Source organism: Mesorhizobium sp. M0184, assembly GCF_040322215.1.
In the GTDB taxonomy this organism is placed as follows: domain Bacteria; phylum Pseudomonadota; class Alphaproteobacteria; order Rhizobiales; family Rhizobiaceae; genus Mesorhizobium.
Genome location: NZ_JAMYSZ010000018.1, coordinates 1 through 25,532, shown reverse-complemented (window position 1 = coordinate 25,532; position 25,532 = coordinate 1). Strand labels below are relative to the sequence as shown.

15 protein-coding genes and 2 pseudogenes are annotated in these 25,532 nt (G+C 61.6%); 6 read left to right on the top strand and 11 right to left on the bottom strand.

What is annotated here, in order from left to right; translation table 11 throughout:
* Positions 1 to 254: 254 nt before the first annotated feature.
* The 3 genes from NKJ23_RS21210 to NKJ23_RS21200 form a co-directional block, all read right to left on the bottom strand.
* On the bottom strand, positions 255 to 5,099 hold the full coding sequence (locus NKJ23_RS21210; RefSeq protein WP_352682129.1) for an NACHT domain-containing protein: 4,845 nt from the start codon (positions 5,097 to 5,099) through the stop codon (positions 255 to 257).
* Between the two features lie 211 nt (positions 5,100 to 5,310).
* On the bottom strand, positions 5,311 to 10,452 hold the full coding sequence (locus tag NKJ23_RS21205) for an NACHT domain-containing protein (RefSeq protein ID WP_352682127.1): 5,142 nt from the start codon (positions 10,450 to 10,452) through the stop codon (positions 5,311 to 5,313).
* A 347-nt stretch (positions 10,453 to 10,799) separates the two neighbouring features.
* Entirely contained in the window at positions 10,800 to 15,353 is a 4,554-nt protein-coding gene (locus NKJ23_RS21200) for an ATP-binding protein (protein WP_352682125.1), read from the bottom strand.
* Between the two features lie 522 nt (positions 15,354 to 15,875).
* On the opposite strand from NKJ23_RS21200, the gene NKJ23_RS21195 reads away from it, so the two are divergent.
* Entirely contained in the window at positions 15,876 to 16,136 is a 261-nt protein-coding gene (locus NKJ23_RS21195) for a hypothetical protein (RefSeq protein ID WP_352682123.1), read from the top strand.
* Here the strand turns inward: NKJ23_RS21195 and NKJ23_RS21190 are convergent.
* The 5 genes and pseudogenes from NKJ23_RS21190 to NKJ23_RS21170 all read right to left on the bottom strand — a co-directional run bounded on the left by NKJ23_RS21190 (position 16,133) and on the right by NKJ23_RS21170 (position 19,564).
* Entirely contained in the window at positions 16,133 to 16,957 is an 825-nt protein-coding gene (locus NKJ23_RS21190) for a toll/interleukin-1 receptor domain-containing protein (protein ID WP_352682121.1), read from the bottom strand. The genes NKJ23_RS21195 and NKJ23_RS21190 overlap by 4 nt on opposite strands.
* Positions 16,958 to 17,034: 77 nt before the next feature.
* Positions 17,035 to 17,595 (bottom strand): RloB domain-containing protein, encoded by a 561-nt coding sequence (locus tag NKJ23_RS21185; RefSeq protein WP_352682119.1) that lies wholly within the window; start codon positions 17,593 to 17,595, stop codon positions 17,035 to 17,037.
* Between the two features lie 2 nt (positions 17,596 to 17,597).
* Positions 17,598 to 18,827 carry an AAA family ATPase gene (locus tag NKJ23_RS21180; protein WP_352682118.1) on the bottom strand — a complete coding sequence of 410 codons (1,230 nt, stop codon included), beginning with the start codon at positions 18,825 to 18,827 and terminating at the stop codon, positions 17,598 to 17,600.
* 98 nt (positions 18,828 to 18,925) lie between these two features.
* Positions 18,926 to 19,304: pseudogene (gene dnaE2, locus NKJ23_RS21175) on the bottom strand (error-prone DNA polymerase); the annotation flags it as partial.
* A gap of 5 nt (positions 19,305 to 19,309) precedes the next feature.
* Positions 19,310 to 19,564 carry a hypothetical protein gene (locus tag NKJ23_RS21170; protein WP_352682116.1) on the bottom strand — a complete coding sequence of 85 codons (255 nt, stop codon included), beginning with the start codon at positions 19,562 to 19,564 and terminating at the stop codon, positions 19,310 to 19,312.
* Between the two features lie 99 nt (positions 19,565 to 19,663).
* Between NKJ23_RS21170 and NKJ23_RS21165 the strand changes: the two genes are divergently transcribed.
* A complete protein-coding gene (locus NKJ23_RS21165; RefSeq protein WP_352682114.1) occupies positions 19,664 to 20,350 on the top strand; it encodes a DUF4160 domain-containing protein in 687 nt (228 codons plus the stop codon).
* Positions 20,351 to 20,420: 70 nt separating this feature from the next.
* Here NKJ23_RS21165 and NKJ23_RS21160 read toward each other — a convergent pair whose 3' ends face one another.
* From NKJ23_RS21160 to NKJ23_RS21150, 3 genes are all read right to left on the bottom strand, one after another.
* Entirely contained in the window at positions 20,421 to 21,137 is a 717-nt protein-coding gene (locus NKJ23_RS21160) for a hypothetical protein (RefSeq protein ID WP_352682112.1), read from the bottom strand.
* 251 nt (positions 21,138 to 21,388) lie between these two features.
* Positions 21,389 to 21,853, bottom strand: coding sequence for a type II CBASS E2 protein (locus NKJ23_RS21155; protein WP_352682110.1), 465 nt, complete (start codon positions 21,851 to 21,853; stop codon positions 21,389 to 21,391).
* A 343-nt stretch (positions 21,854 to 22,196) separates the two neighbouring features.
* Positions 22,197 to 23,168 (bottom strand): LysR substrate-binding domain-containing protein, encoded by a 972-nt coding sequence (locus NKJ23_RS21150; protein ID WP_352457357.1) that lies wholly within the window; start codon positions 23,166 to 23,168, stop codon positions 22,197 to 22,199.
* A 122-nt stretch (positions 23,169 to 23,290) separates the two neighbouring features.
* Here NKJ23_RS21150 and NKJ23_RS21145 point away from each other — a divergent pair, with 122 nt between their 5' ends.
* The 4 genes and pseudogenes from NKJ23_RS21145 to NKJ23_RS21130 form a co-directional block, all read left to right on the top strand.
* Positions 23,291 to 23,758 carry an ATP-binding cassette domain-containing protein gene (locus NKJ23_RS21145; protein WP_352457358.1) on the top strand — a complete coding sequence of 156 codons (468 nt, stop codon included), beginning with the start codon at positions 23,291 to 23,293 and terminating at the stop codon, positions 23,756 to 23,758.
* Positions 23,758 to 24,418: pseudogene (locus NKJ23_RS21140) on the top strand (amidohydrolase family protein). Before NKJ23_RS21145 ends, NKJ23_RS21140 begins: the two are co-directional and overlap by 1 nt.
* Positions 24,419 to 24,453: 35 nt before the next feature.
* The gene (locus NKJ23_RS21135) at positions 24,454 to 25,206 is read left to right on the top strand and encodes an SDR family NAD(P)-dependent oxidoreductase (RefSeq protein WP_352453729.1); all 753 of its coding nucleotides are present in this window, start codon (positions 24,454 to 24,456) and stop codon (positions 25,204 to 25,206) included.
* 19 nt (positions 25,207 to 25,225) lie between these two features.
* Positions 25,226 to 25,532: thiamine pyrophosphate-binding protein (locus NKJ23_RS21130; RefSeq protein ID WP_502902560.1), on the top strand; the 307-nt coding region annotated here is incomplete at its 3' end.

The window sequence follows — 25,532 nt, the reverse complement described above, 5'->3', positions numbered from 1 at the left end:
GCAAACCCGTCGGCGAGAGCATCGATTTCAGGAATCGAGAGCCGCGCGCTTTGCGCGATTAGCTGCTGTTCCGCTTGCTCGAAAGCCCCGCGTCCAACCTTGCTCAGGCCGATGCCGAACGACGGTCAGTCCGGACTGAACTATACCCGTTAGAGCATCCTTGTCAGGCCTAAGTTTAGCATGGCTCGGTTTCGGATAGGTTAGCAGGCGACATCTACCGGGCTAGGGAAGCGCGGAGATGTCGAGCGACCTGGCTAACGGCCCTTCCGCTGCGCAAACAATGGGACAATCGCAAGCGCAGCGTTCGAACCAGCGTCGGCCATAATGGCCAATATGCGCCGGATCTCGGGCCTGTCGCAGCCCGCGTGATCGGCCAACGGCTTCGCGAGCGCGGCGGCGCGGTCGCCAAGATCATCATATTGCCAGAATTTCGGATCGCGGCCATGCGCCTCGACAAGGCGGGCGAGCCATCGCGTATAGATGGAAGCTCGCTCGTCCAACGACATGCGTTCGACCACACGCAATGATAACCACGCCGCTCGGCGGAGATGAAGTGTCGATTGCTGCCAGGTGTCGATCCATTCCAGAAGATCTGCGAGATGTAGCCAACCGGGCGGAATTGGAGTCGACCAAGGGCCCACGAACCCTGCAGCCTCCACGCAATTGTCGAGTGAATCATAATTGGTTTGCCGAGATGGGACGGCCGTCGCCATGACCCATTCCGCCGCGGGCTTCCACGCGAACCAGAAGCGTGCGTCGGGCCTCCGCTCGCTGACCATTAGTTCGTGGGCGATCGCCTCCATATAGTTGCCGACGAGTTCCCGGCCGTGATCTCGTTCTTCAAACCGGGTCAGACTTTTCCAGATCGCCCCATCGCCGTGGAAGGCCGCAAAGCGCCCGACCTCGCTCGCCATCTTGTGGGCCCATTCGAAGGGATAGCGGCGGTCGTGCTGCCGCGGCTCCTCGTCTTCCGAATAGTCCCGTGTCCATTCGACGAGGCCCTTCAAATAGGTCGCGAAAGCGTCGCGCCCCGTTGCCTCGCTCGTAAGGCGACGCCAGTCGAGGCGGGCTAGAATTTCCGCCACGCGTCCCCAGTCGAGCACGACAGGCGAGATCAGCCGAACGCGGCGCGGCGGATGATACCATTTGCGACCGCGTACCCACTGAGACCGATAGGGTGCCGGCGGAAGGTCTGGAACTCGGTTTGCCGGACATGGCGTTGCAGCGCGTTTGATAATCTTCAATCGCCTCCTCGCCATGCGTCTCGCAGCCCTTTCTTCGCTGCCCTGAAACCAGAAATGGCCGATGTCGATCACGCATACATCCAGCGTGGCAAAGGTCACCCGGCGAGCAAAGTCCGGGTTTGCGTCCCAGAGAAGTCCATCGAGCACTGCCTTTTGAAGGCCATGCAGCCGATCGACGGCAAGTTCGAGGACACGCCGCTCGATGGCGTCGTTGCGCTGGCGGCAGGCATACGCGGCGAGCCCCCATGCTCCTATATCCTGAGGGTCGAAGCTGAGTAGCGCCTCATCAACAGTAAAGTGTTCTTCCGCTGGCGAGCGCCGATTCTGACAACCCGCCTCAAGCCGTTCGCGAGCCCATTCGAGCCTTGCATCGAGAAACGCCATGTCGGCCCTTGCGACGACAATTGCTGCTGCTCCAACAATGGCGAAGGAGGTCATCTTTCGGGCCAGTCCGAATCCGCCATCATCGGCATCCTCGGGCGGTTCGGCCATCACTTGATCAGCTAGTTCGATAGCCTCTTCGAGGGTCAAGCCTTCCTCGATACCACCTTTCTCGCGCGAGTGGACTGCCCACATCGCCAACCGATTTACCTGTCCCATTCTGCGGCGGTTTTCTTCTGCAGCCTCGATGACCTTGAGCTGCTCGGCCGGAGGATTGATATGGGCTTCGATACGCTGCTTGGCCTCATTGTAGCTGATCTCGACCTGATTCTGGTCGCTGTCGGAGAGGATGCGTGCGAACCGCTCCCCGTTCGCCGCGACCCATGATGAATCGGCCGGCTGTCGCTTATCTTCGGCGAGATCCTCCAAACTCCACGTGCCACGCAAGGCGTCGAACTCGGCTTGGACTGTCTCGCCCGCCTTCAGGCGGAATGGAAGCATCAACGTGTGCGACATCGGCGACTGCGCCTTATGTCGCTCGAAGATCGCCTCGACCTGATCGAAGTGGTGATCACGCTCTGAGAAACTGTAGCTTATGCGATGCGCCGGTTGTTGGTCGTCGATATGCTTGCGAATGTCGTAGTTCCAGAACCGCGGCGTCCCGAGAAATGGCGCAGCGTGATCAATCGCACCCGGCGTGTTTACATGCGCCTTGAGGAGAGAAATACACAGACCCGCCGTCGCCACCAGACCGTTGGGCTGTAGAGCGAGCCTAATAAGGTCGCCGACATCCCGTCCGTTGGATGCTTGCCGATGCATCCATTCATCGAGCGCGAGATGCATCGAACCCAGGATATTTGATCCGAGTACGGCTCGGGACCAGCGGTAAACGGTCTCGTCACCCCAGAGAGCGATGGTATGCCCATCGATTTTGAGCGTCAGCGCAAGCGGTTGTTCCCCGTCGCGGCAGCGGGCGTACCAGCGCCAGAAGACCGAGGCTCGCCGTTCGATTCGATGGAAAAGATCCAGCGCCAACACTTCGTCGGCCTCGAACAACTCAAGGAAACCCGCGCGTGATGGGCCAGGCGGGTAGCAACTCTGACCGTCAGGGAGCCCCGAGCTATGAGCGTCGGAAAAACTAAATAGCTCACGCCCGAGGATCGACTGATCGTTACGCGAGCGGCGTCGCGGCGGCAGATAATGGCAGGCGCAAAGCTTGGCCCACGTGGCTGGAAACTTACCTGCCAGGAAACCAGGGGATTTCAGCAACTTGCGTCGCGGGCTGCCGAGGCGCCGATCATTAGCCAGACGCGCGAGATAGGCTTCGACACCGCGCGCGTCCGACTCAGCGCAGAATATCAGAGCCTGCCGAAGTTTCTCTTCGATTAGCTTCCAAGCGTCGCGGTCCGGCAAATCGATCCCGAAAGGCTCGCGTCTATCGCTCCAACCGAGCAGGTGACGGCATTCCTCGATCTCATCCAGCCAAGGGCGTACGATCTGTCCTATGGCCTGGCTATGGGCGTTCGGGAAGTTGAGCGTTGCTCGGCAGAAAACGCGCGCAGGTTCGGCAAGCTGAGGAACAAGACTCTTCGGCCAATTGGACCATTTCGGCAGCGACCAACGTAGAAATGGAACCCAGCTTCGCCACACCGGCTGCTTGCCATAGGTTGCGATCGCGTAGCGTTGGCTTTCGCTAAAATGGGCAAGGTGAGGAGAGTGTAGGAGCGTTTCGTCTAGCCTTGTCTCGGATACGAGGAGCGAGTCAAGAAGACGGCGGATCAGCCGGAAGTCATCGGCTTCGAGGGCGGAACCGAGATCGTCAAGGATTGCGCTAGAGGCTTCGGTATAGAGCGGCGCGACGAGCCAGGCCCGAGCCCAGGCAGGATCTATTGAGGTGTCGGCTTCGAGCGCCGCATACACTTCGCGCCAACGGACATAGTGGCCTTGCTCGAGACACAATTGTCCGAGGAGCCTAACCGCTCGAAGCCACCACAACGGCTCACCGCTGTCGCGCAAACGTTCGCCAAGCCGGTCGCAGTCGGGCAGCAGACCACGGGCGATGAGCCAATCCTCGTGTACGTCAAAAGCAAGCGTGATTGCGTCGGCACGAGGGTCTGAAAGCAGCGTGCCTTCGCTTATGAGGCAGAGCGCTCCTTCCGGATCGAAAACGGAGCTCCCAGGCGCGCGCGTCGGATTTTCGACAAGCCACCGCCCCATCTGCGACAGAGCCTTGGTCCGGCAAACGGTTAAGCGGGCATCATTCTGATCTGCATTAGCCCATTTTCCTGCTAAATCCATTTCGGTAATGCGCCCCTCGGGCGGTACGTCGAGTTTTAAAAGCTCGCGAAGAAGAAAGAGCCGCCGGTTCTGCTGGGCAAGATCATTCCGTCTGAGTAAAGATGCAAAGGCCGGGAACGCTTCCGCAACTGCTTCACAATCCTCCTCTTCTATCGCATCGACCGGAAGGCTCGCCGACTTGCTGATCCCCGCGTCATCGAGAGCGGCGAGCACCAAGTCCCGGTCTTGATATGCGCGAGCGGAAGTAATCATCCGCCAATTGCCGGCATCCAGATAACGTGCCGCGAGCGCCAGCAGGTCGGTCACGACCCCGCGCCGCTCCGAGAGCAGGAGTCGGTCGGCCCCGTCGATCAGGACCAGCAAATTGCCACCGCGTCCGAGGCGCTCGAACAGCTTTGTAGGTGTCTCGCCGATCCCGAGTTGCACCAGGTATTCGGCGAGCGAGCCTGCCCGAACCCTATTGTCTTTCAGAACAAAAAGCGGACCCAAATGCTCAAGTGCCAGGCGCTTCAGGATAGCCGATTTGCCACCTCCGCCCTCACCTGTGACGCGGACGATATTATGCTCAGCAAGATAGACCGACGCGCGCGCAACGAGATGCGACCGGGGCAGTTGGAGACTTTCACTGCCGCGGCGCAAGCGGTCCTCGATTGACCCCAAGGCGGCCTCGGCGGCCTCAGCCACACGCTCGAGATCAGCCGCGCCTGCCGCAAGCTCAGGGTAAAATTGGCGGATGACCGATGGATGCTTTGCCAGCAAGGCTTTGAGAGCGCCCCAGCCAAGAATATCTACCTCGAACTTGCCGACGGCAACCCGATCCGCGGAGACAGTGCGGGCGTGCTCCTGGAGATCCGCATCGACCTCGGCAGTCGTCGCAAAATACCATTTCCCGAGTGGTGGTGCGAACGCCTCTGCTTTGCCGAGCTCGATATCGAACTCGGCCTTAGTTGGCTTTCCGCCAAAGCCTTGGTCCTTGCCTTTGCACTGAACACCGAAGTATGTACCCGGCTTCCATTCGGGCGAGCCGTATACGTCGACGCCGTGCTGCGGTTGGCCGATCCGGCCGTTCTTCTGCGCGGTTGGATCCCTCCATACTTCCGCGAACAAGGCGCAAGACAGGTCCTCGAAGGTTTGCCACTTGCTCGGCGCATTGATCTGTGAGTCGAGAATATCCACGAGCTCAGCCTTGGCACAGCGAAAGATAGCCAGCAATTATGCGGGCGGAGCAATATCTACCCCAGCGCAAGATATTTCGCTTCCATTTTCACATTGGCCGGCGCGAACGCTAATCTGCAATCCGACTCACCCTCCGCTGGCCGAGCTGTTTGAGCCGATGCTTGATGTCCCGCGATTTCGCCTTGCGCGCCGATCGCGTAGGAGGACCTACTCAGCTTCTCCCATCCAGACGCGCGACCGATGCCTGTGGGTCGCCCGCAGCCGCTTCCACCCGCAACTCGAGCTCATGCGCCTCGGCGACGCCAACCCCGATCAGATTGCCCAGCGCGCGGTCGATCCGGCCCCGCGCGGGATGCGCCTGGATCAGCAGGCTCGGTTGTTCGGCGAACACGGCATCGAACCAGCGCACGACGCGACCACCGATGCCAGCGGTGATCCACAGGCCCGCCGCGCGGGTGCGATCGAACCAGGCCTCCACTGCATCGAGGACAAAGTCGAGGTGTCGCGCCCGGGGCGCAACGAGGAGCAGCTTCATAGTGCAAAGCGCCACGAACACCGTCGGCCCGCCCCTCAGCAGGGGGCGCATTGTGGCTAGCAGCGGGTCGATGCGGTCGAAGAGAAATGGCGGGAGATAGCTATGCGTCCCGTTAAATGGATCGTGGGTATTGAGGAGCATCTTCGCGATGATGCCGCCACTTTCTATGTCGATCCGCGAGCTGGCCGGATCGCCGGCATATTCCCACCGCCTGAGCGCGATCACCCGCTCCACCAGCTTGGCGCGCAGATCGGCAGGCCGAGAAGCGGTACGTTGGAGATCATTGAAATAGAGCGCGTCGGCCGCATGCATGACCGTCTGCGCGACCTCGCAGAAGGGCTCGTCTGGCAAATCGGTCACGAGCTTCAGATCGGAATCGAACGACATAGGCGTTCCGTCGAGTAGCCGCTCGGCGAACAGCGCATAATAGTGCAGGTTCCAGTCGTGGGGATCGCGGTCGATCTCGGTATCAACCGACAGCCCCAACCCGTTCATCCGCGCGGTCCAGTCAGCATAGGCCGCGACCACCTCCTGCCGCCAGCCGATCGATCCCTTAGGCGCGGCCTGCATCATCGCCAGCCACTGCGCCGCAGCCGCGCTGTCGACGTGGACGATCTCAATCGCCTCGTCTTCGTCGAACTGTGCCGGTGGGACTGGTCTAGGAACGCGAATACGCGAGCCGCGACGCAGATGTGGACGCTCCTTGGGCCATGTCGGCCACGCAGATTCGGCGCCGCCATCCAGCCAGGCGACCTCGGCTGCGACCGCTGCATCGATTGCCGCGGCCCGCTCTGCTTCGAAACGCGCATGCTCGGCGTCGTCCTCCTCCTGATAGCTCTTCCAGCGCCAGGTCGTGCTTGCGAAGGCTACGCGCATCGCCGCTTTGAAGAGCCTGGGCTCGATCTCGAGGATCCGCGCAAGGCCGGCGGAAAATGCCGGCGCGGCGCTGCGGTCCTTGCGGGTCGCGAGCCGGATCAGCGCATCTCGGTCCGCTTTGCTCCCCTTGCGCCCCCAGAGATGGATCAGCGCAAGCGTCGCGATCGCCGGGCGGTTGAAGCGCAGCGCAAGCTGCGAACCACCCCCGCGATCGGACTGCTCTTCCAACGCGATCGAGATGACCTGACGAACCCATTTCTCGTGCGTCACGAGCAGATCGTCATCCCCATCGCGTGCTACCAGCAGGGCAGTCGTGACCAGCCTCGTCGAGCGCGATTTGAGAGCATCGGTATCACTGTCGTCGGGAAGATCGCCCTCCGCATACTCGACCGCATCGCGTGCCGTTGAGGCGTTGGCGTGTTCGCCTTCTCCGCCCATAGCCAGACTGACGCGCGCCTCGATTTCGCTAGATCGAAGGAACTCGCCCCGCGTTTTCTCCATCGCCGCAAGATGGGCGGCCTCATCCGCCGGCGGCTGATAGGCCAGCTTCCCCTCCCCGATGTCTGTCCAGTTCGACCGTTGAAGCATGTTGTTGGCACAGCGGGCGATGAACCGCGTATCGCCCCAGTTCGAATAAGGCTCATAGGGCTCCAAGTTCTCGATCGCGGCGCCCAGTTGCTCACGCAGACGGTTCGCAATGGTGTCGTCGCCCATATAATTGGGGACGATGTCAAGCAAGGACGCACCCCGTGACGGGCGGGCTTTCAAGTCGGCGAGTTTGACCTTTCCATCCGGCTCTTTCCCAATAGGGAAATCAATTCCCGACCCGATTTGATCATGGGTCTGCCGCGCGCGGTCGGCAGACAGCAGCACAGGGGCTGCGATAAACGGCGCGAGAACGTCACGACCGACACTGAAATGCGACAGCAGTACGTCGATTGCGACCAGCAGATAGGCCGCACAGCTGCCTTCGGGTCCAAGGATGTCGGTGAGCACTTCATCGACGGGTACACCGTCGTCGAGGCGCTGCTGGCTCCACGCCTCGAGGGCCTTCAGTCCGGAGGCCGCGGAATATTCGTGGCTCTGGTCGCGAGACCACAAGTAGCTCGAAGTCCAGGGAAAGAAGCGCGGGCCATGGCCGAGATCGACGGTGTAGCCGTCGTCTTCCGGGGCAAACCCGTCGGTGTTGAACGCTATCGCTTCCGCAACCAGCGTCCGAATCAGCCTCAACCCTTCAGCAGCGCCGGACTCCAACAGATCGAGGAATGGCGGCTGCGCCGGCGAGGCCGGCAGATAGTCGCTGTCGGCGAAGGTGAAGGCTCGCTCCATCGAGCGGTCATGGCGGCCGCGCCGCTCCCGCTTGTCAATGAGGCTCGACAGTATGAGGTCCGTAAGCTCGGCCGGCGCAACCGGCGCGATCACCTTGGAAAACGGCCGGATCGCCTTGACCTTGTAGCTGTCCCCCTCGGCGCCGAGCTCCCTTAAATAAGTCTTCAGTTGATCGGGCGCGAATTCGCCAAGCAAGACCGCAATCAGGCGCAACTGCTCTATCGTGCTACGCGACGCGTCGCTCGCCGCCCGGCCGAGGCTTCGCTCTCCGGGGATCGTCACCTCGGCGTCGCGAACATCAAGCTGACGCAGCCAGCCAAACAGCATGATGGCCGTCTGCTCGGCGAACGGTCGAAGGTGCTTGAGGAAATAGACCTGTATTTGGACCAGCTCGACCACCGCGCCGATCGCCGACATTGGAATCTCAGCAGCATGCGCCACCACCCAGCGCAGGACCAGAACTGCCGACCCGGTATTATTTGTACGATACGAGCGCGGCAGATTGACCTTGGAGCCGTCCGGCATCGTCATCAAGTCTGCCGTCGCCACGGTCTCGGCCGCCGCGATCGCCGTGCACAATTCGATAAGGCGAGCTGCGTCGTCTGCCAATAGACCAGCGCTGCACTTTTCGAGCAATTCGAAGCCGGCCTCCGACCGCGGCAAGGCGAGGATGGCTTGGCGCCGCCATGATCCGTGCGCCCCTCGCGGAGACAGATGAGCGATCAGATCGGTCCAGGCGCTGCAATCTGCCCCCGTCTCGAGCGCGAGACGTGCGGCGAACTCGATACCGCGCGCCACACGCGGCGATACCGGCACAGTCAGATCGAGTGCGGCCAGACGGCTCGGATTCTCTGCGATGTAGTTCCCGATCGCCCAGTCGCGCAGCACGTCGTGATAGAAGTTTAGCCGGTCGCGGCGCACTTCCTTGAGCGTCAGTGCCTCAAGCAGATGCGTCCGAGCAGAAGAATCCTCGGTCAGCTCGACCCCGTCTTCTCCCTTTATGGCACTCGCCGCGAGCGCTGCCAGCAGCCGCTGCGCGGCGCGCACCTCCGCAGCCGACGCGCCGTCCGCTCTCTTCCACCACGAATCGGCCATTGCTGCTTCGGTCCGAACCTCGGTCGCGCTCGGCACCTTCAGCAACCGGGATAGCCGATAGAGATTACGAGCAAGACCGGCGGCGGGATGTTGGGGGGCAAGCAACAGCCGAAGATCCGGCGCCTGATTAACTAGAATCGCGACTTCATCGTCCGACAAGGGGCCGACGGGTACCGGCTGCACGCCGCCCAGGGCGGCAACGATCTCTTCGTCGAGCCAAGGTTCGATATCGACATGGCCGGCAGTGCGCGTGGTAGCGATTACTGTAAAACCCGGAATCGTGCTCGCCGCGCGCATGAGCTCGATGATGGTGCGTTGGCGGCCTCGATCGTCGAACATATCAATGCCGTCGACGAACAGCATCGCGGCGCCGCTAGCGGCCAGATCGGTCAGGAATTCGCCCGCCGAACCCGGAATACCGAGCGCGTTAGAGAACGGTAGCCAGCCGCCTGCCGGCGTCGAGTCGCAGTCAAGCACGATGATCGGCGCTTGGCGCGCCACGCGCTCGGCGACGTGCCGAAGCACCCAGGACTTACCGACACCGGAATCGCCACGGATTTCGATGAACCGATGCGCTTCGGACGCGTCATCCACCGCAGCGACAGCTTCCAATCGTGGCAAGGTCACACCCGCCACGCTCGTCCCGATATGGGAAAGCGTATTCCGCGCGAGTTCGGCTAGCTTGGCGCGTGCCAGCCCATAATCGCGGTCGCCGGCAAGCCGGAACCCTGCCTCGGCGAGATCGGCCCTGAGGCTATCTCGATCAATTTTACCGCCAGTGGTTCCGGTCTTGATCGACAGGTCGGTCAGCCGGCTCCATAGCGCCTCGGCACGGGCGACATCCTCGTCTGCCAGCGCCACCCGCGCGAGCGCCAGACCATGGGCCCGGGCAATCGGCGCCATCGCTTCGAAATCGAACTCGAGGATGAGCATTCGCCGCAAAAGCAACCAGATCGCCTGGTCATTGTCAGCGATACCGCCGGCGATCAAATGCTTTCGCGTCGTCGCGACGAAGTCGCGCATGTCCTTGCTCGCGACGCCCTTGGCGTCGATGCGGTTGAAGAACGCTGTTGCGCTATCCGCAGTTCGCGCCCATTTGAGCACATCCTGATAGGCGCCCGAAATCTTGCGGCTGGTCCGTTGGGTCGCGATGCCGAGAAGATGCCGGTCCTCCGGGACAGAACCCACCGTGCTCAGCGCAATTTGCGACGCGACGTCCTGATAGACGCTATCGCCAGGCGAGAAGGTAATATCCCGCTTCGACTGGATTTCGAGGATGAAGTCGCCCGCCGATCCCACGCCCGAAACTATCAGGTCATCGAGCTTGAATCCCTGCTCCGTGCCCTGGAACCGAATGCTGACGACCCGGGCGTCAGGCAAGCCCGGTGCCCGATTGCCCGTCAGCAGCGCAAGCAGATATAGCGCGCCGAGCTCACCTTCGATATAGGCACCGGCTGGCCCCCGCGATGCTGGGCTCGAACCGCGCGCGATTTCGGAGCTGGACTCCTGTTCCACCATTGAGATGATTTGCAGGGAGTCGTCCTCCCGATCAAGTGGGCACAACACTTTGTTCTAGTTCACCTGAACGGTCGGCAGGTTCTGACTTCGCTGAAAACAGGTGAGAATGGCCGAGGCGCTTTGCAGCCGGCTGCCTTGCTGCCCGGAAGTGGACTTCTTTCTGGTTCCGAATTGGAAATAGCGGACTCTGAGGTCGCCACGAGCCTTATCTTACATGACCCGTGACGGGCAGCGAAGGCTTGAACCAGCACAAACCAGACCTGACCAAGTGCGCTCTATTTATTCCATCTGGGTCCAGACATCGAACCCATCTTAGCCGAGCTGCACACAACTGTGCTCGCGGCGCGTCAACGATCCTTGTCCGATCTGGCCGCGTTCTCTCGGTCCTTGAGAAGTCGCGTACGGAGCTGGCGGGCCTCGACGACAAACTCATAGGGGAGCGTCTCAAAGACGCCCTTGAGGCTGACCGGATCGTTGCGCGCCCAGAGATAATAAGGATCGACGATTTCCATGATTTTTACCAAGCGAGCCCATTGGATAGGTTTCGGCGAATCGAGCAGCCGATCGCGATGCAATAACGCGGCCGTTTCAAGGTGACGTTGACGGAGCGCCACGCGGGCGGCATCGCTTACGGCCGGCAGAGTTTCGGCTGCGAGTTGATCAAGCCAAGGTACCATCACAGCCGAAGGGATGACGGTGGCTACCTGAGCCGCCAAGACTCGGTCCTTTGAGCGCTGCGAGTTCGCCAGCGGGGCGAGTAGCGCTGCCAGCCTATCGCCCCCCAGATGCAGCCGAAGACGCCGCTCGAGTTCCAATCGAAGGGAAGGCTTTGCGTCTCGGTAGCGGAGTAGGAGTTCCGAGCCGGCGCGATCTGGGTCGATCTCAAGCATCAGGTCGGCCGAAGCTGGTACCTCGTGGCGAGTGAGCAAGCGCTGCGCGGCGAAATAGGCTTCGTCCGGATCCTCATTCCGCAAATAGCGAATGGCCGCGATCGCGTTCCCGCGGTCAAACCCCGAGTGGCGGTAAGCCGCGCGCAGCAGCTCGTCTCGAGCCCGGCTGTCGCCCGCCTCGGCCAGCAGTCGCATAAGCCCTCCGTCAACGATCAGGTGCCCGTTGGTCCGCGAGCGCCGCAAGAAGCTGACGACCGCAGCCCTGCCCTCGGGGTGGTCGATGAGCGGGCGCAGGTAACCTTGGCCCGACCATGATGAACTCCCTATGTCCTGCTCCGAGAGCCAGTCAATAACGGCGCGCCGGGCATCTTCGTCTCCGTGTTCGCCGAGGTAGGTAGCGACGAGGTGTGCCTCCTGGTGGATCTGCCCGGCAATCATCTCGCGCGCCAGCGGAAGCACTCTGGGCGTGTAGAAGCCCAGCGCCCGAAACGACGCCAGTATCCTGATTCTGATTTGGCGGGAGGTCCCTGGTTCCAGGAAGGTTGCGACTAGGCGGGACGCATCCTCCGCGGCTCGTAGGAAGCCAGTCAGAGCTGCGGCAGTGTCGAGAGATTGTGCGTCGCCAGCTGCGAGAAGGTTCGTGATGCGGAGGCGGAGCGCCGAGGTGTCCCGGCCGTTCGACGAGCGCATCTCCGCAGCATTCAAATAGATGGGGGAGCCGGTTCGAACCATGCTTTGGATGTGCGCGTCGCAACCGTGTACGGCGAGCGCTTCCATGTACAGGACCTGGCCAACGGACTGGGCGTCGGGGTCCACCAGGGCTGCCGACAGCGACCTCGTGACGGCGTGTGCCTCAGACCAGCGGGCGGCGATAAAGCCATCCTGGCGACCAAAGGTATTGGGTCTTGCGAGCTCGGCCACCACCAAGTCATCGAACCCCGGCCCAGCGATCATCGCCAGAATGCGTTCGCAATGGCCGCCGGTCACATCGCGCGTCATATCGATGCGGCCGCGACGCCGTGCAGCGAACGTCAGCAATTCGGCCTCGAGCGCCGTGCCGGCACGACTTCTCAGTCTGTCGAATTGCCAAGGTTCACAGAGGCGAGGAAGGAAGTCCAAGGGGTGATGCAGTCGCCCCTCCTCTCGGTTGGGATTTCCGGTCCCGTTGAAGACACGGAGCCTTTCGGTGAAAGCGTCGAGAACTTCGTCGAGCGTTTCGGCATTCATCGCCTCGGGTCTGTTGCGGTAATAGAAGATGAGCTCGGTCGGTGGATCGTCGCTCCTGCTCGCACGCATGCGGATCGCGTCAGCGAGGCCCTTTGGATCGGCCGCTGCCAGTAAGTCGAACCACCAATTGGAGGCTTTCCAGCCGTAGAGGTCGCTGCCCTCCGCCAGCTGCCGCATGGCATCGCTTGGCGCTAGCCGTGCGCGGCTTCGCAAGATGCGCTCTGGCATCCACTCCTGCGCACCGGTCCCGGCTGCGTCAAGTACCGTACTCAAGGACGTTTCGCGGAAATGGCCTATTGCCTCTACGAGCGCTGCGCTCGAGGACGTCATTAGGGCCACCAACCGCTCGCGATGCCTGTTCCAAATCGCTGACGCCGTATCTCCGTCAACCGATTTCTCATCCTTGAGCCGCCACAACAGCTGGTCGATCGCCGTCACGTCCGTTTCGGCGGCCAGCTTCTTGTCGAGCCACTCCGGGGCTGCGGCAACGGCGATGCGCAGCGCATCGGAACTCAACTCCCGCCGGATAATCGCGAGCGACCGTACCTCGACATCCGATGTGGTTGCGGCCTCGTCGTAGGCGGCCGTGCGCGCAAGGTGCTCGCCCCAGATCGAGTCAAGCGCTCTCGGAGCCGGCACCATGCGGGCCGCCCGCACTCCAATGTCGACGATGCGCTCGACGCCCGACGTGATCTGGCGCTCGATCAGGTCCTCGACGGGCTGGGCATCCGCGACTGCGATGCTGGCGAGGGCGAATGGAAGATTCCTCAGGATTTCCGTATCACCCTCTTCACCGAGCTCGTGGGCGGCGAGATATTCCAGGGCGGGAAGGATGCGCGGGCCCAGGCTGCCGAAGCCGTTTGTCCACTGATCCTCGGCATGGTCTTCCGGGTGCATCCGCGCGATATGCTTACGGATGAGCATGGCAACGAACTCGGGCTCGCTCTGGCCAGCGAGCAGCCACAATGCGTCGAAGTAGACATAGCCAAGACGCGTGCCGATCGCTTCGCCACTCTTGGTTCGCAGAACGTCGATCGAGGCAAAACGGGCCTCGGCTTCCGTCGGAGACAATCCATCCTCCAGTATTGCTTCGACCAAAGATTCCGCGACCGCCCAGTTGAGCATTCGGTCCGCGGCGAAAGCGATGCGGTCGGCTACCACGCGCCGTAAAAGCCCGACCTGCTCAAGGCGCAGGATTGCGGGATCGTCGAGCCCCGCGGCCCGCATCTCGCCGATACGCCAAGGATAGTGGCTTTGCCCTGTCAGGAGTTGGCCGGCCAGCGACCTCAGGCAGTGTCGGTCGCTGGGATGGTCGAATTGCTCGCGGGCATCCAGGCTCGCGTAGTCCCAATAGGCGTTGAACAGCTGATACTCTGATACGCCCGCCCAAGCATCGCGTTTGGGTAACTGAACAATAATGCTAGCGTGCACCGGCTTCAGAAGCAGTTCGAAAACATCGTCGGGCGTGGTCTCCAGCGCCGTGGCATGCCCATGTACGGTTAGGAAGCGGCGCAGTTCGGCACTCCGGAAATTGCCGATCTCAATGATCTGCAAATCTTGGCGAACCGAGCGGATCGCCTCGGTAATGCGCGGCTGGGCCGAGATGACGATGCGCACACCATGTTCGTGCCACCTGGCTCGCGCGAGCCGCTCCGCGAAGGTCCGATCCTGCACGTCATCGACATAGAGGGTGAGCCACGTCCCGTCGGCGCGACGGAGCGCCTCGCGCAGGCTTTTGGCCATGACCGCGATCGGCGCGAGATCCGGATGCGCCGGTTGCCAGATCCGCTCCGCGATGAAGTCGAGAACCTCCTCGATTGTCGCGGGCGCGCGCATGAGGATAGCGAGCTCGCCGCGATCGATCTGCTCGAAGGCGAGTTGTGCGAGTGACCAAGTCTTACCCTGTCCGGACTCGCCCGAGAGGACGGCGAGATCGGCCACGACATCGGGCAGAGCTCGACGCACCTGTAGTTCAACGGCGTAGCCGATGAGGCGGGCGTCCTCTTGCAGATGATTGCCGAGCAGCGTCGGCAAGGACTGGATATGTGCAAGCAGGCGGTGCGCTCGCGGACTAACCAGGGCGAGCAGGTCTGCGGACGACAGCTTTGCCCCATTCGTTGCGAGCATCATCAATTGGCCAATCAACTGATGGCGCTTGTCACTCACGTGTTCGCCGGGCTCGATGAGCGGGGTAAGCACCTTGTCGATCTCGTCCTGGGCCGCCGCTGGATTGAATACGTGGATTTCAAGCCGATCGAGCAGATGGCGCAACTCGGCGGTAACCTGGTCTAGGCCAGCAAATTTCGCGAGGCGTCGCTCAAACTCTGCCGTCGTCAGGCGTTCAGAGCCCCATCGATGTGGTTTGCCAGTAGCCCGCCCGCGCGACGCGATGTAGCCCTGAAGCGTAGCAAGGCCGGCCCCGTTGTTGGTGACGAAGCGAAATGTCTGGTCGGCAGCGATATGAACCGCACGCAGCAAGTCGGGAAACACCTTTGAGGCGACCTCACTGCTGGACCATCTACCCCGGCCGGTGCGCATCTTCACCTGTTCGACGATGTCGCGTGGTCCGCGAAGAAGCCTGTGGTCCCCGCCGTCGGAGGGTTCGAGATGCAAAATCATCTGGGCGCTGCCGTCCACAGGCGAAAGCGCGATGCTCATCTCGAGGCCGAGGTGAACGCTCCGCAAGATCTGCACGAGAAAGCCGGCGATCGCGCGCCGGCCCGGCGTTCCCGCGTCAAGGTCGATGGCAAGCGAGGCCGCGATCTGAGACGCCGCGTCGTTCATTGTGTTGGCTTCCTCAGGCCCATTCCATGATCGAGCGATGATTCGCTCTCAGAAGCAGCCTAGCCATCGGTGCGGCAAAGGCGAGGCGGAAGAAGGGACCTGGCAGTTGAAGCGGGCGGAAGCATCAGTCTACTTCGCGCCGACGTTTTTGTCCGCATTTCCAAGCCCGACGTTCCTGCACCGCAGGACCAAACTGTGAAACTCCCGCATAGCAAATGGGCTGACGGGAGGGTCCACAGTCTGGGACGTTCAAGGTTGATATCGAGCCTTCGGACCGATGTTCACGAACGTCGTCCCGAGGATGCGGCGTGAGCGGGTCGATGTAAGTCGTAAATGGTCTCCGCCTTCGTTTGGGTTAGACAAGATCGGATTGAATCGGTGTCGCCATTCTCGAATGGCAGCTCAAGAACGGACGGATCCGCGAGGCTGCCAAGTGCCAAGCCTATCTCATCTACCGACCTGATGTGATGATACAATCTCGGCGAGTGGCTCGATCTGGCGTCGTTCATCCTCTCCGACATTGTGGAAGACCCCACGCCGTCCGAGCGTGGGCGGCGCGGTCTCTACAACGACATTCTGAAATGCGTGGCCGAACTCGAGCGCCGCGGCCTCACTGTATTGTCGGGCGTCATGGAAGCGCCGCAACCGGGGCTGCCTGATTGGAAGGTGGCCATTGTCTCGGTGACGCCACGTCTGACCGATCCCGGCGCGCCCAAGCGCCGCCACGTCATGGTCGACCGCCGCTGCGTGGCACTGCCGCCGAATGCGCTCGCTGACGGCTAGGCAATGAGCGCGGCGCGCTCAGCGATGAATTGGGCAATCTGAGCCGGTACGAAACGGCGCGCATCGACATAGCCATCGGTGCGGAACACTCCATCGACGGCGCCATCGTCCACGCGCACGAACATGACGCGCTGATCTTCGCGCCCCATGATGATTTCGCGGATGGCACGGAATTCGACGTCACACCAATCCTTGCGCTGATAGTCCTCGCCGAGGAAGACAACGATCAGCTTGGACCGATTTCGGTAGATGTCCTGCAGGAGGGTGTCCAACGAGGGTCGCGCAAGCTGGGACACGTAGTTGTTGTCGTAGAAATAGGCATTGGGGCCGACGCGTGCTTCAAGCTCGCGGGCGACCTGCTCGACCAGTCCGCGCGCCTCACCAGGGAAAGAGAGGCCGACATCGAAAGTGTGCCGCGTGATGTCGACGGCCCTCCCGGCCTGCTGGGTCCATGACGGCAGCACGATGCCGCGTGCGGCATGGAGTTCCTTGGGCAGGTTGACATTCTTGACCGCCCAATGCGTGCGGTTCATTTCCCAGTTGCCGATATCGAGCTCGAAGCTGAGGGCATCGAAATCGGCCGCCACCAGGAACGGATCTACAGGGATGATCTCGTATTCGATCCGCACTTGGCCGCGGCGTACGGTGACCTCGCGGATGATGCCGAATTTGGGGTCGAGCTTGCAGCCGGCTTCGTAAGCGAAGATGGAAGGCAGACGAGTCAGTTCCTTCAGCGCTTCCTCGTCCAGGGCGCCGAACTGCTGGGCTATCTGCTCGTCGGTGTATTCATGGTGGCGAACGCAGCGGCTGGCGTCGAGCACGCAGGGATCGCCTTTCTACTGATCTTCCCATCCGGATACGAAGAGGTTGTACATCGGCGTGCTTTCAAGGTGAGGCGTCAGGGCAGAAGCCCGACATCGTGGAGGAAGGCGGCGAGCACGGGCTCGACTGCAGCGGCCCGGCGCACATCGGTAAGGCCGATGCGGCGCGCCAGCAGGATCTTGGTCATGGGTTTGTCGTACTGAGGCCAGGCACCACGCAGGGCGACTCCCGATGCTTGCGTGGTCGGCGGCCGATGCTGGGCGAAGCCGTTGAGGTGACGCAGCAGCAGCGCCTCGTGGCAGGGGTCCTGCCAGATGAGACGGATGTCCAGCTGGTTGGCGAGCTGCTCGGCCTGTTGCCGACGTTGGTTATCGTTCTGCACCTGATCGATGTCGAGGAGCACTGCCCGACGCGCGAATTCCGAGCGGCGCCGGCGTCTCCGCTCGATCTCTTGTGCGGCGCGGCGCAAGCGGGAGGTGGGGTCACCCGCGCCCGGGCTGAGGTTCACGACTTCGAGGTGAACCGGACGGCCGGCGGCCTGCAGCAGATCGTTGAGCAACTGCCCATAGGCCTGTTCGGATTCCCCCTCGCAGCCCAGAAAGATCGGCGTTTTCGGTCTTATGGTCGGACGGCGCATCCTCATCCAACCTGGGGGACTGCGCCGTACACGCCGCCGAGATACTTCTTGTAGAGATTGTCGGTGCGGCGAACGGCGCCAACGTCCATCAGGCTATACACCTGTGACCGGCCCCGGCTGTCCTTCTCGCAAAAGACCACCTCTTCCTTGGCGAGATCGTCGAGCAGGGACGCCGAGTGGCACGTCATCCATAGCTGCGCGTCATAGGGGTTGCGTTCCGGGTCATAAAACCAGCGGACGATCTCCGGCAGGATCAGCGGGTGGATCGACTGATCCAGTTCGTCGACAAGCGCCACCCCTCCCTGCTGCAGGGCGAGCAGGATCAGGGGGAAGATGCGGATGAAGGAACGCGTCCCGTGGCTCTCGAGGCCCCAGGGCATATCCACATGCAGACCCTGATGCCGAAACAGTGCGACCGGTCCGGTTGCTGCCTGCACGATCTGCATCTCCTCGACACCGAGGTCGATGCGCTGCAGCTCCCGGTTGAGCGCCGCCACGACCGGCGGGTTCTGCGCGAGGTAGGTGATCACGGCCTGGTCGCCAAGATCGGTGCGGTCGATCAGGATGTTGCGATAGACGGCGGCGGCGGCCTCGAGGATGACCTTGGAGGCCTGGTGTTCGAAGAGTGCCAAGGTCGCGATGACGCTGGCATCCTCCCTTACCTTGTCGACCACCCGCGAGAAGCCGCTGAGCGGAAAGATCCTCGATCCCTGGACCTTACGGTCGGCATCCCGCTCGAAGACGCGCTGCCACTTGCCCTGGCCGTTGTTCTTCATGCGCAAAGCTTCGTGGGTGACGGTCTTGATCACGCCATCTGTGGGTTGCAAGTGCAATTCGTAGCGGAAGGTTCCGACATCGTCGGCGACGGCGATCTCCTCCGCGCTGCGTTCGGCGCCACTCAGGTCGAGCAGACCGCCCAGCTCGATCGCGAGCCGGATCGGACGATTGGCGGATTCCGCGTCGTTGAAGCGCTCGAAGGGAAGACCGGGACCCTTGTGCTGGAAGCTCTCGCCGATGAACCAGCTCACGAAGGCCAAGGCACGCAGCACGGTCGACTTGCCCGAGCCATTGGGCCCGAACAGCGCAACCGCCTTGGCGACACGCTCTTCCGAGCGCGGGAAGATCGAACCAAATCTTTCCGGCAGATCCGGCACGTTCTTGCCGATCCTCAGGTCGAGGACCTGTGGATCGCGGATGGAATAGAAGTTCTCGATTTCGAGGCGGTACAGCATTCGCGCAATATGGGGTGCCGTATTCGTATTTTCAACCGAAATTTGTCGATTATACGTTTTAGTCAGCCAAAATGCTACCTGAAGTCGCGGGTTTTGACTTTGATTGGCTCCACCTTCAGCCTGGGATCTACGATATCGCGTGGCTTGATCCTCGGCAGCATCGAGATCTGCGCGCGGCTCTCGATCTGAAAGACCCCAATCGTGTCCGCCTTGCGGATCATGGCGTAGGTCGCGGGATCCTCGGCCGGGTGGCGAGGTGGAGCGTGAGGCCCCCTCGGCCAGGAGATCGAAGCTGCGCATCATGCAGGTGAGCATGCCTAGCGCCAAAACATCCACCTTCATGAATTTGAGAATGTCGATATCGTCCTTCTCCCATTCGATGACCTGCCGATCGGCCATGAGCACCGGCTCGATCGGCACCAGCTCATCGAGGTGGTCGTGGGTCAGGACGAATCCACCGGGGTGCTGCGACAGGTGATGCATCAGAGGATCCGGCCGCGCTTTCGGGCGGCGACACCGGCCGCCCACAAGGTGGCGGCCGCTCCGTCGATGGCCCCGTTAGCGCCGCTGGCGACCTCATGCAGCGCCCCCAGCGCAAGCCCTCCTCCCAGCAGCACGCGAGCGATTTCGGGGACGCCGAAGAGTAGGATCTCGCGCCGGCGTGCAGAGCCGCTTTCCAGGCGTGCGATGCGCCCCCGAAGTTCGCGCAATTCACGACTGTTCGAGGACATGGCCATGCCCGTCGCGCTCGGCTCCGTTTTTCGATATGTTCTATCTTTGTTCCCGTGACGGAAGAGTCAATTGCAGGCACAGTTCAGATATGGAGTGTTGATCTGATGACCGACGAATTGCCGAAGTTTTCCCGCGTGGAGCTTGCGCTCGGCGAGCGTGTGGGAAAAATCGCCGCGCCCATGATTAACCAAGGCATGGCGCTCGAAGAGGCCCTGACGGGCGCCTACCCGATAGCAGCGAGGCAACTCATCGACGCTGGTGAAGATGCGCAGGAAGTCGAGGCGGCTCTGGCTCGTCAGCTCGCCTCTCAAGGGGTCCTGCCCGAGCAAGAAACCTTAGAGATTTCAAAGCCGCTTCACGCCGCGCTCATGGAGAGCTTTGAGGACGGGCTGATCACGCTGCCCGAAGGGCCGGTCCGTCTCGACGAAGTGACGGTCAAGGCGAACACCGGCTTTAAGATGGTGCTCTACCCGAACGAGTCGCAGCACGCCGGCTTTCCCCACGTGAAGGTCCAACTACAGGATGGCGACATCAATATCTCAATCGAGGAAGAACCTCGCGTCGTGGCCGGCAAGCGCAGCCTTCGCGGCGAGGCTGCTGCCCTTCGTGCCGTGAAGGACCACAAGAAGAGCCTGCTCGAGGAGTGGCACGCGACCCGGCCCGACGACCAGAAACTTCCGAAACCCGCGAGCTCCGCACCGCCAAAAGCGCCAAACACCGCTGCACATAAGGTCGCGATCGCGGGCGGTTCATCGCATTCCAACCCATGGCGACCGCGATGGACTCGGTGAGTTCTTTCTTGCAAACAACCGGATCGTCCCCGTCAATTTTCAGCAGAACGCGATAGCGGGCGACTAGTCCTCAGGAGCTCACGTTGCGCCCCCAGAAATCAGCGCTGAAATTGTTCAGCCGGTCATCGTCACCGAGCCTAACCTCAAACTGACCTGGAATGCCCGCTCCGTCACGGCCCGCCCGGAAATAGTCGCGCACTGACCAATGAGCCAACCGCTCAAAGTGCTCCCGTTCGTAATGCAGGTCACTCTCACGGTTCTCCGCAAGCTTCCTGGCGCTCGGCTTTCGCTTAGGCTTCGGCTGAGCGAGTGCAAGACAGTCCAAACGGGGCCGGACCTTGTGCTTGAAGACAATGGACCCGGAAGTCCATTCATCCCCGGTCGCCCGGCGCCACCGGTAGCTGACGCGAACCTGCATGTTCTGGGTCAGACCAAATGGAGGCATCGTCGGATCGTAGACAAAAAATAGCTGGCTCTCGCGTTCCTCGACCTCCATGCGTTGCTTTATCTGGGCGAACGCAAAAGTCAGATCACTGCCGGCCTTGTGAGCGGAATATAGCGTCTCTTCGCGCTTCTTGGCCGACTTCGCGATCCTATACGCCGCAAGCGCTCGATCGAAGTACCGAAGCTTGGTGGCCACGTACTCTCCGCAGTCGTAGAGTGGTAGGCTGCTGAGTTTTCCGAGGTGCTCTGAACTGATGGCCTGATTAACCAAGTCATGAAGCTCGCTGCTGTTAATCGCGCCGATGGCCTGCTTCTCGCGGTGACTTAGGTTTATCAGCCCCATCTGGCTCTCCGTCCGCATAGATCACACCGTCACGTTCAACGCATTTGAGGTATCTGACAACACTCTTGTACGAGAAGGGCGCCCAGAACATGGCTAAAGGTCAGATGACACCTTGTGCCACTATCGTCCCTGACCCGATGAGGTTGAGAGCCCGTCAACCGGCTGCTGCGCTTCATCGCCACGCACGCGCAGGTACCCTGCCACCGCGCACCGATACCGAAAAGTGAGGCCTTGTTTGCCTTCTCCCCTTGCTACCGCGTGGCCCGGCGAACGGCCCGGCGGATGACCTCGCTCGAATCTGGATCGGGGTGCTCGCCACCGCCTTTCCATTCATCAGAAACCAGCCATTCTTCAAAGTAGAATAGCCATGTCGCAATCCATGGAATAAAGGTCTGGTCCAGGCGCATCGACCCCACCCACTCATGCGCTTTGGGCAGGTACAGGCAGAGTCGGAGTGGATCACGGTAGACGTGCGGTAATTTTCTCTCGCCACCAAGAAGCTGAATGTCCGGTTCCAGCACGACAGCTTTCGCTGATCCGCCTCGCTCATAGCTCAGACGGACGCGATATTCCCGACTCAACGGCGTGGGACGAACATGACATTCCCAGGTCAAGCCTTTTGTATTCAACGCACCGTCGCCCGCACAAATCGGGTTCGCTCGCAGGAACAAGAATTGCTGTGCGGGCGTGAGATCAGGACGGGTTGACCAGCTCATTAATCACCGAAATCGCTACAAGGGGCTGATCGGACGTCGCCTGCGAGCCCGCTCCTTTTCGGCTCAGCAGACCGAGGTCGCCATCGGCTGCGCCGTGCGCACGCCCGGAGTCCGTTCGCTGCCCGGCAAGGCCGACATAGCATGCGGCATCAAAGAGCTGATTGTGCCTAATGCCACATTTGTGCACCAACGCCTTGTGGCGCGGGCAGCCACAGGCACAGGCTACGCGGAAAATGAAAAGCGGGGCCAACCCATTCGCTTGCACACAGCCTGCGTTTTGCCAGCTCCTCAACCGCAACGTGCTGTCAATCTTCGTCTTGCCATGTCTTGAACGCCGAACTGTTCACGCCATTGGCGCCGCTTTGTCATCCCGTGCCCCGAAATGAGGCCGTCGTTCGAACGATATGCGCAGTTGCTTATCCGCCAGAAACCGGCGAGCCAGATCGGTGTCGCGCTTACCCACGCGTGACACCCAGTCCGAAAACAGGCGAACCGCGCGCCGGTTCATATGCCGCGAAGGACAGACCAGCCAGTATCCCGGAAACTCGATGACCTCGAACTCTATCGAGACCGGAACCAGAGAACCCGACACCAGGTCCTCGAATGCGATGGATGTGCTTTCCAGGACCACACCTGCACCGTCCTTCGCCAGTTGAACCGACATTGACGAACGGTCGAAACGATAGGGATACGTCATGCGGGCGCCCTGGATACCGTTGCACGGCAGCCAATAATCCCACCGGAAATAGGCCTTCACACTGTCGATCAACCGCGCATGGCGAAGCTGCTCGCGCGGATCCGGTGAGATCGCGCGCAGTTCGGCAAGATAGGAAGGCGAGCACATCGGCAGGATCAGATCGTTGACGACGCAATCCGAATAAAGGCCGGCCCAGCCGCCGTCGCCATAACGAAGATCAAGATCGATGACCTCCGTTTCGAAATCCGAGAAATTGGGCGTGGCGTCGACGCGCAAATTCCAGCTCGGATAGCCCTTGCTGAACTCGGCCAACCGCGGCGCCAGCCATTTCTCGCCGAAGGAAGGACTGACGCGCAGGCTAAGCTGGAAGCTTTCGCGCTGCCGCACAATGGCATTACGCACCTCGCGTATGGATTCGAAAGCCTGGGTCGTGGTCTGGAAGAGCCGCTCACCGTCGATCGTGAGCGAGAGATGGCGCTTTTCGCGCTGAAAAAGCCGCACCCCGAGTTGGTGTTCGAGCAGCCGCAGCTGCTGGCTAACCGCCGAAGGTGTCACCTGCAATTCCTGAGCGGCCTTTGCCACGCCGCCGAGCCGCGCGACTGCCTCGAAATGCGTCATCGAATTGAACTTGATGTCTGACCTCGTCCTCGTCAGTTAAGCTCAGCTACACAGAATGTTAAGAAACGAAAATTGAGCCGAATGTCAATCGGTCGCACAGTGGTCCCGGAAGGAGATACAGGATGGAGCCGAGTTCAACCCAAAGCTTGGGTAGCGCCGGCAACGTGCCGGGAGTTGGACAGGTATTGACCAGGAAGCCCCTGATCGAAGCTGCGAATATCGAGAAGAGTTATGACGCAACCCGTGTCCTGCGGGGTGTGAGTTTTCAGGTCCGGGCCGACGAAATCCACGCGCTCCTGGGCGGCAACGGCGCCGGCAAAAGCACTCTCATCCGCATCGTCACAGGGCTGACCTCACGCGAAGCCGGCGAGATTGGCTTCGCCTCGTCGAAGGCCGACCACAACAGCCCGATCATCGCGGTGGTGCATCAGGAGCTGGCGCTGTTGCCCGAGCTGTCCGGTCGCGGAAAACATCGGCATTGTGCATGCGAGGTCGGGCTGGTCGCAGATCAGCCGTCGCCGCACGCGCGAAACTGCGCTCGGAGCGCTCCAGCTGATCGACCCAGCGATCGGCGAAGCGATCATCGATAATGCCGGCACGCAAATTGTCCCTCCACGAAGGCCAGATCGTCCGGATCGCTCGTGCCCTTTCCACCGGAGCCGAAGTGCTGCTTCTCGATCCCGGCGATCCGGTTGGGGAAACGCGCTGGCTGCAGGAGATCGCCAACAAGCGAGGCTTTCCGCATGGCATCGTCGGCTATGCCGACCTGTCCCAACCCGACGTCGGCGACCTCCTCGACCGCCACATGGAATATCCGAACTTCCGCGGCATGCGGCAGCCGATGAATTATCATCCCGACCCCGCCAAGACCTATCTGGCGCGGCCGGAGGTCAGTCGTACGCCCGAATGGCGGCGCGGCTTCCGGGAGCTGGCGAAGCGCGGGCTGAGCTTCGACCCGCAGCTCTACTATCCGCAGATGAGCGAGTTCCTCGAACTGGCGCGCGACTTTCCCGACGTGCAGATCATTCTCAATCACACCGGCATGCAGGTCGACGGCGCCGAGCATCGAGGAGGCGATCGCAGCCTTCGGCGTCGGCCGCTCGATGTTCGCGACGAACTTCCCCGTCGACAAGCTGTTCTCGAGCTTCGACGCCATTTTGAACGCCTTCAAGGAAATTACGATCGCCCACCCGCACGAGGAGCGGCTCGCGCTGTTCCATGACAACGCCGCCCGGTTCTACCGACTTTAGATCGCCGGCAAACAGAAATAGCAGGAGAGTTCGACTTGTTGCTGAAGGGCAAGGCCGTGGTGATTTCGGGGGCCGCGGGCCCCCGGGGAATTGGCCGCTCCACGGCAGCGCTGATGGTACAGCACGGGGCTCGCGTTGCAATACTCGACCTCGATGACGGGCAAGCGCGTGACGCCGCTGCGTCGCTTGGACCCGACCATATCGGCCTTGCGTGCAACGTCGCGGACCTCGACGCCTGCAAGAGGGCGGCGGCGCAAGTGACAGAAACCTTGGGCAGGATCGATGTGCTCTGCAACAATGCGGGCGTCACGCAGCCGGTCAAGACGCTGGAGATCAGCGCGGCTGACTGGGACCGCATCCTCGATGTCAACCTACGCGGCGTGCTCCATCTCAGCCAGGCATTCATCCCGAACATGCGCGAAAATGGCGGCGGCTCGATCATCTGCATGTCGTCAGTTTCGGCCCAGCGCGGCGGCGGCATCTTCGGTGGCCCGCACTATTCGGCTGCCAAGGCGGGTGTTCTGGGGCTTGCCAAGGCCATGGCGCGCGAATTCGGTCCCGAAGGCATCCGCGTCAACTGCATCACACCGGGCCTGATCCAGACCGACATCACCGGCGGCAAACTGACCAACGCCATGCGCGCCGACATCATCAAGGGAATCCCGCTCAGCCGGCTGGGCGAGGCGCGCGACGTAGCCGGCGCCTATCTCTTCCTGGCTTCCGATCTGGCCAGCTACATCACCGGCGCCGTGATCGATGTCAACGGTGGGATGCTAATCCATGGCTGAGTGGACAACGGAGCTTGAGATGCCTCGCGCTGGCAGCAATGTCAGCCTGGCCGAACGAGCCTATCGTATCCGCCGACACGCCGTGCGGATGGGTCAAGTCCAGGGCCAAGGTTATGTTGGACAGGCGCTGGGTGTCGCCGACGTGCTTGCCGTCGCCTATTTCCATGCGCTTCGTTACCGGCCGGAGGACACGTTGTGGGAGGGACGCGACCGCTTCCTGCTGTCGATCGGACACTATGCGATCGCGCTCTACGCGGCTCTGATCGAAGCGGGCGTGCTGCCGGAGGAAGAGCTCGAAACCTATGGCAGCGATGAAAGCCGTATGC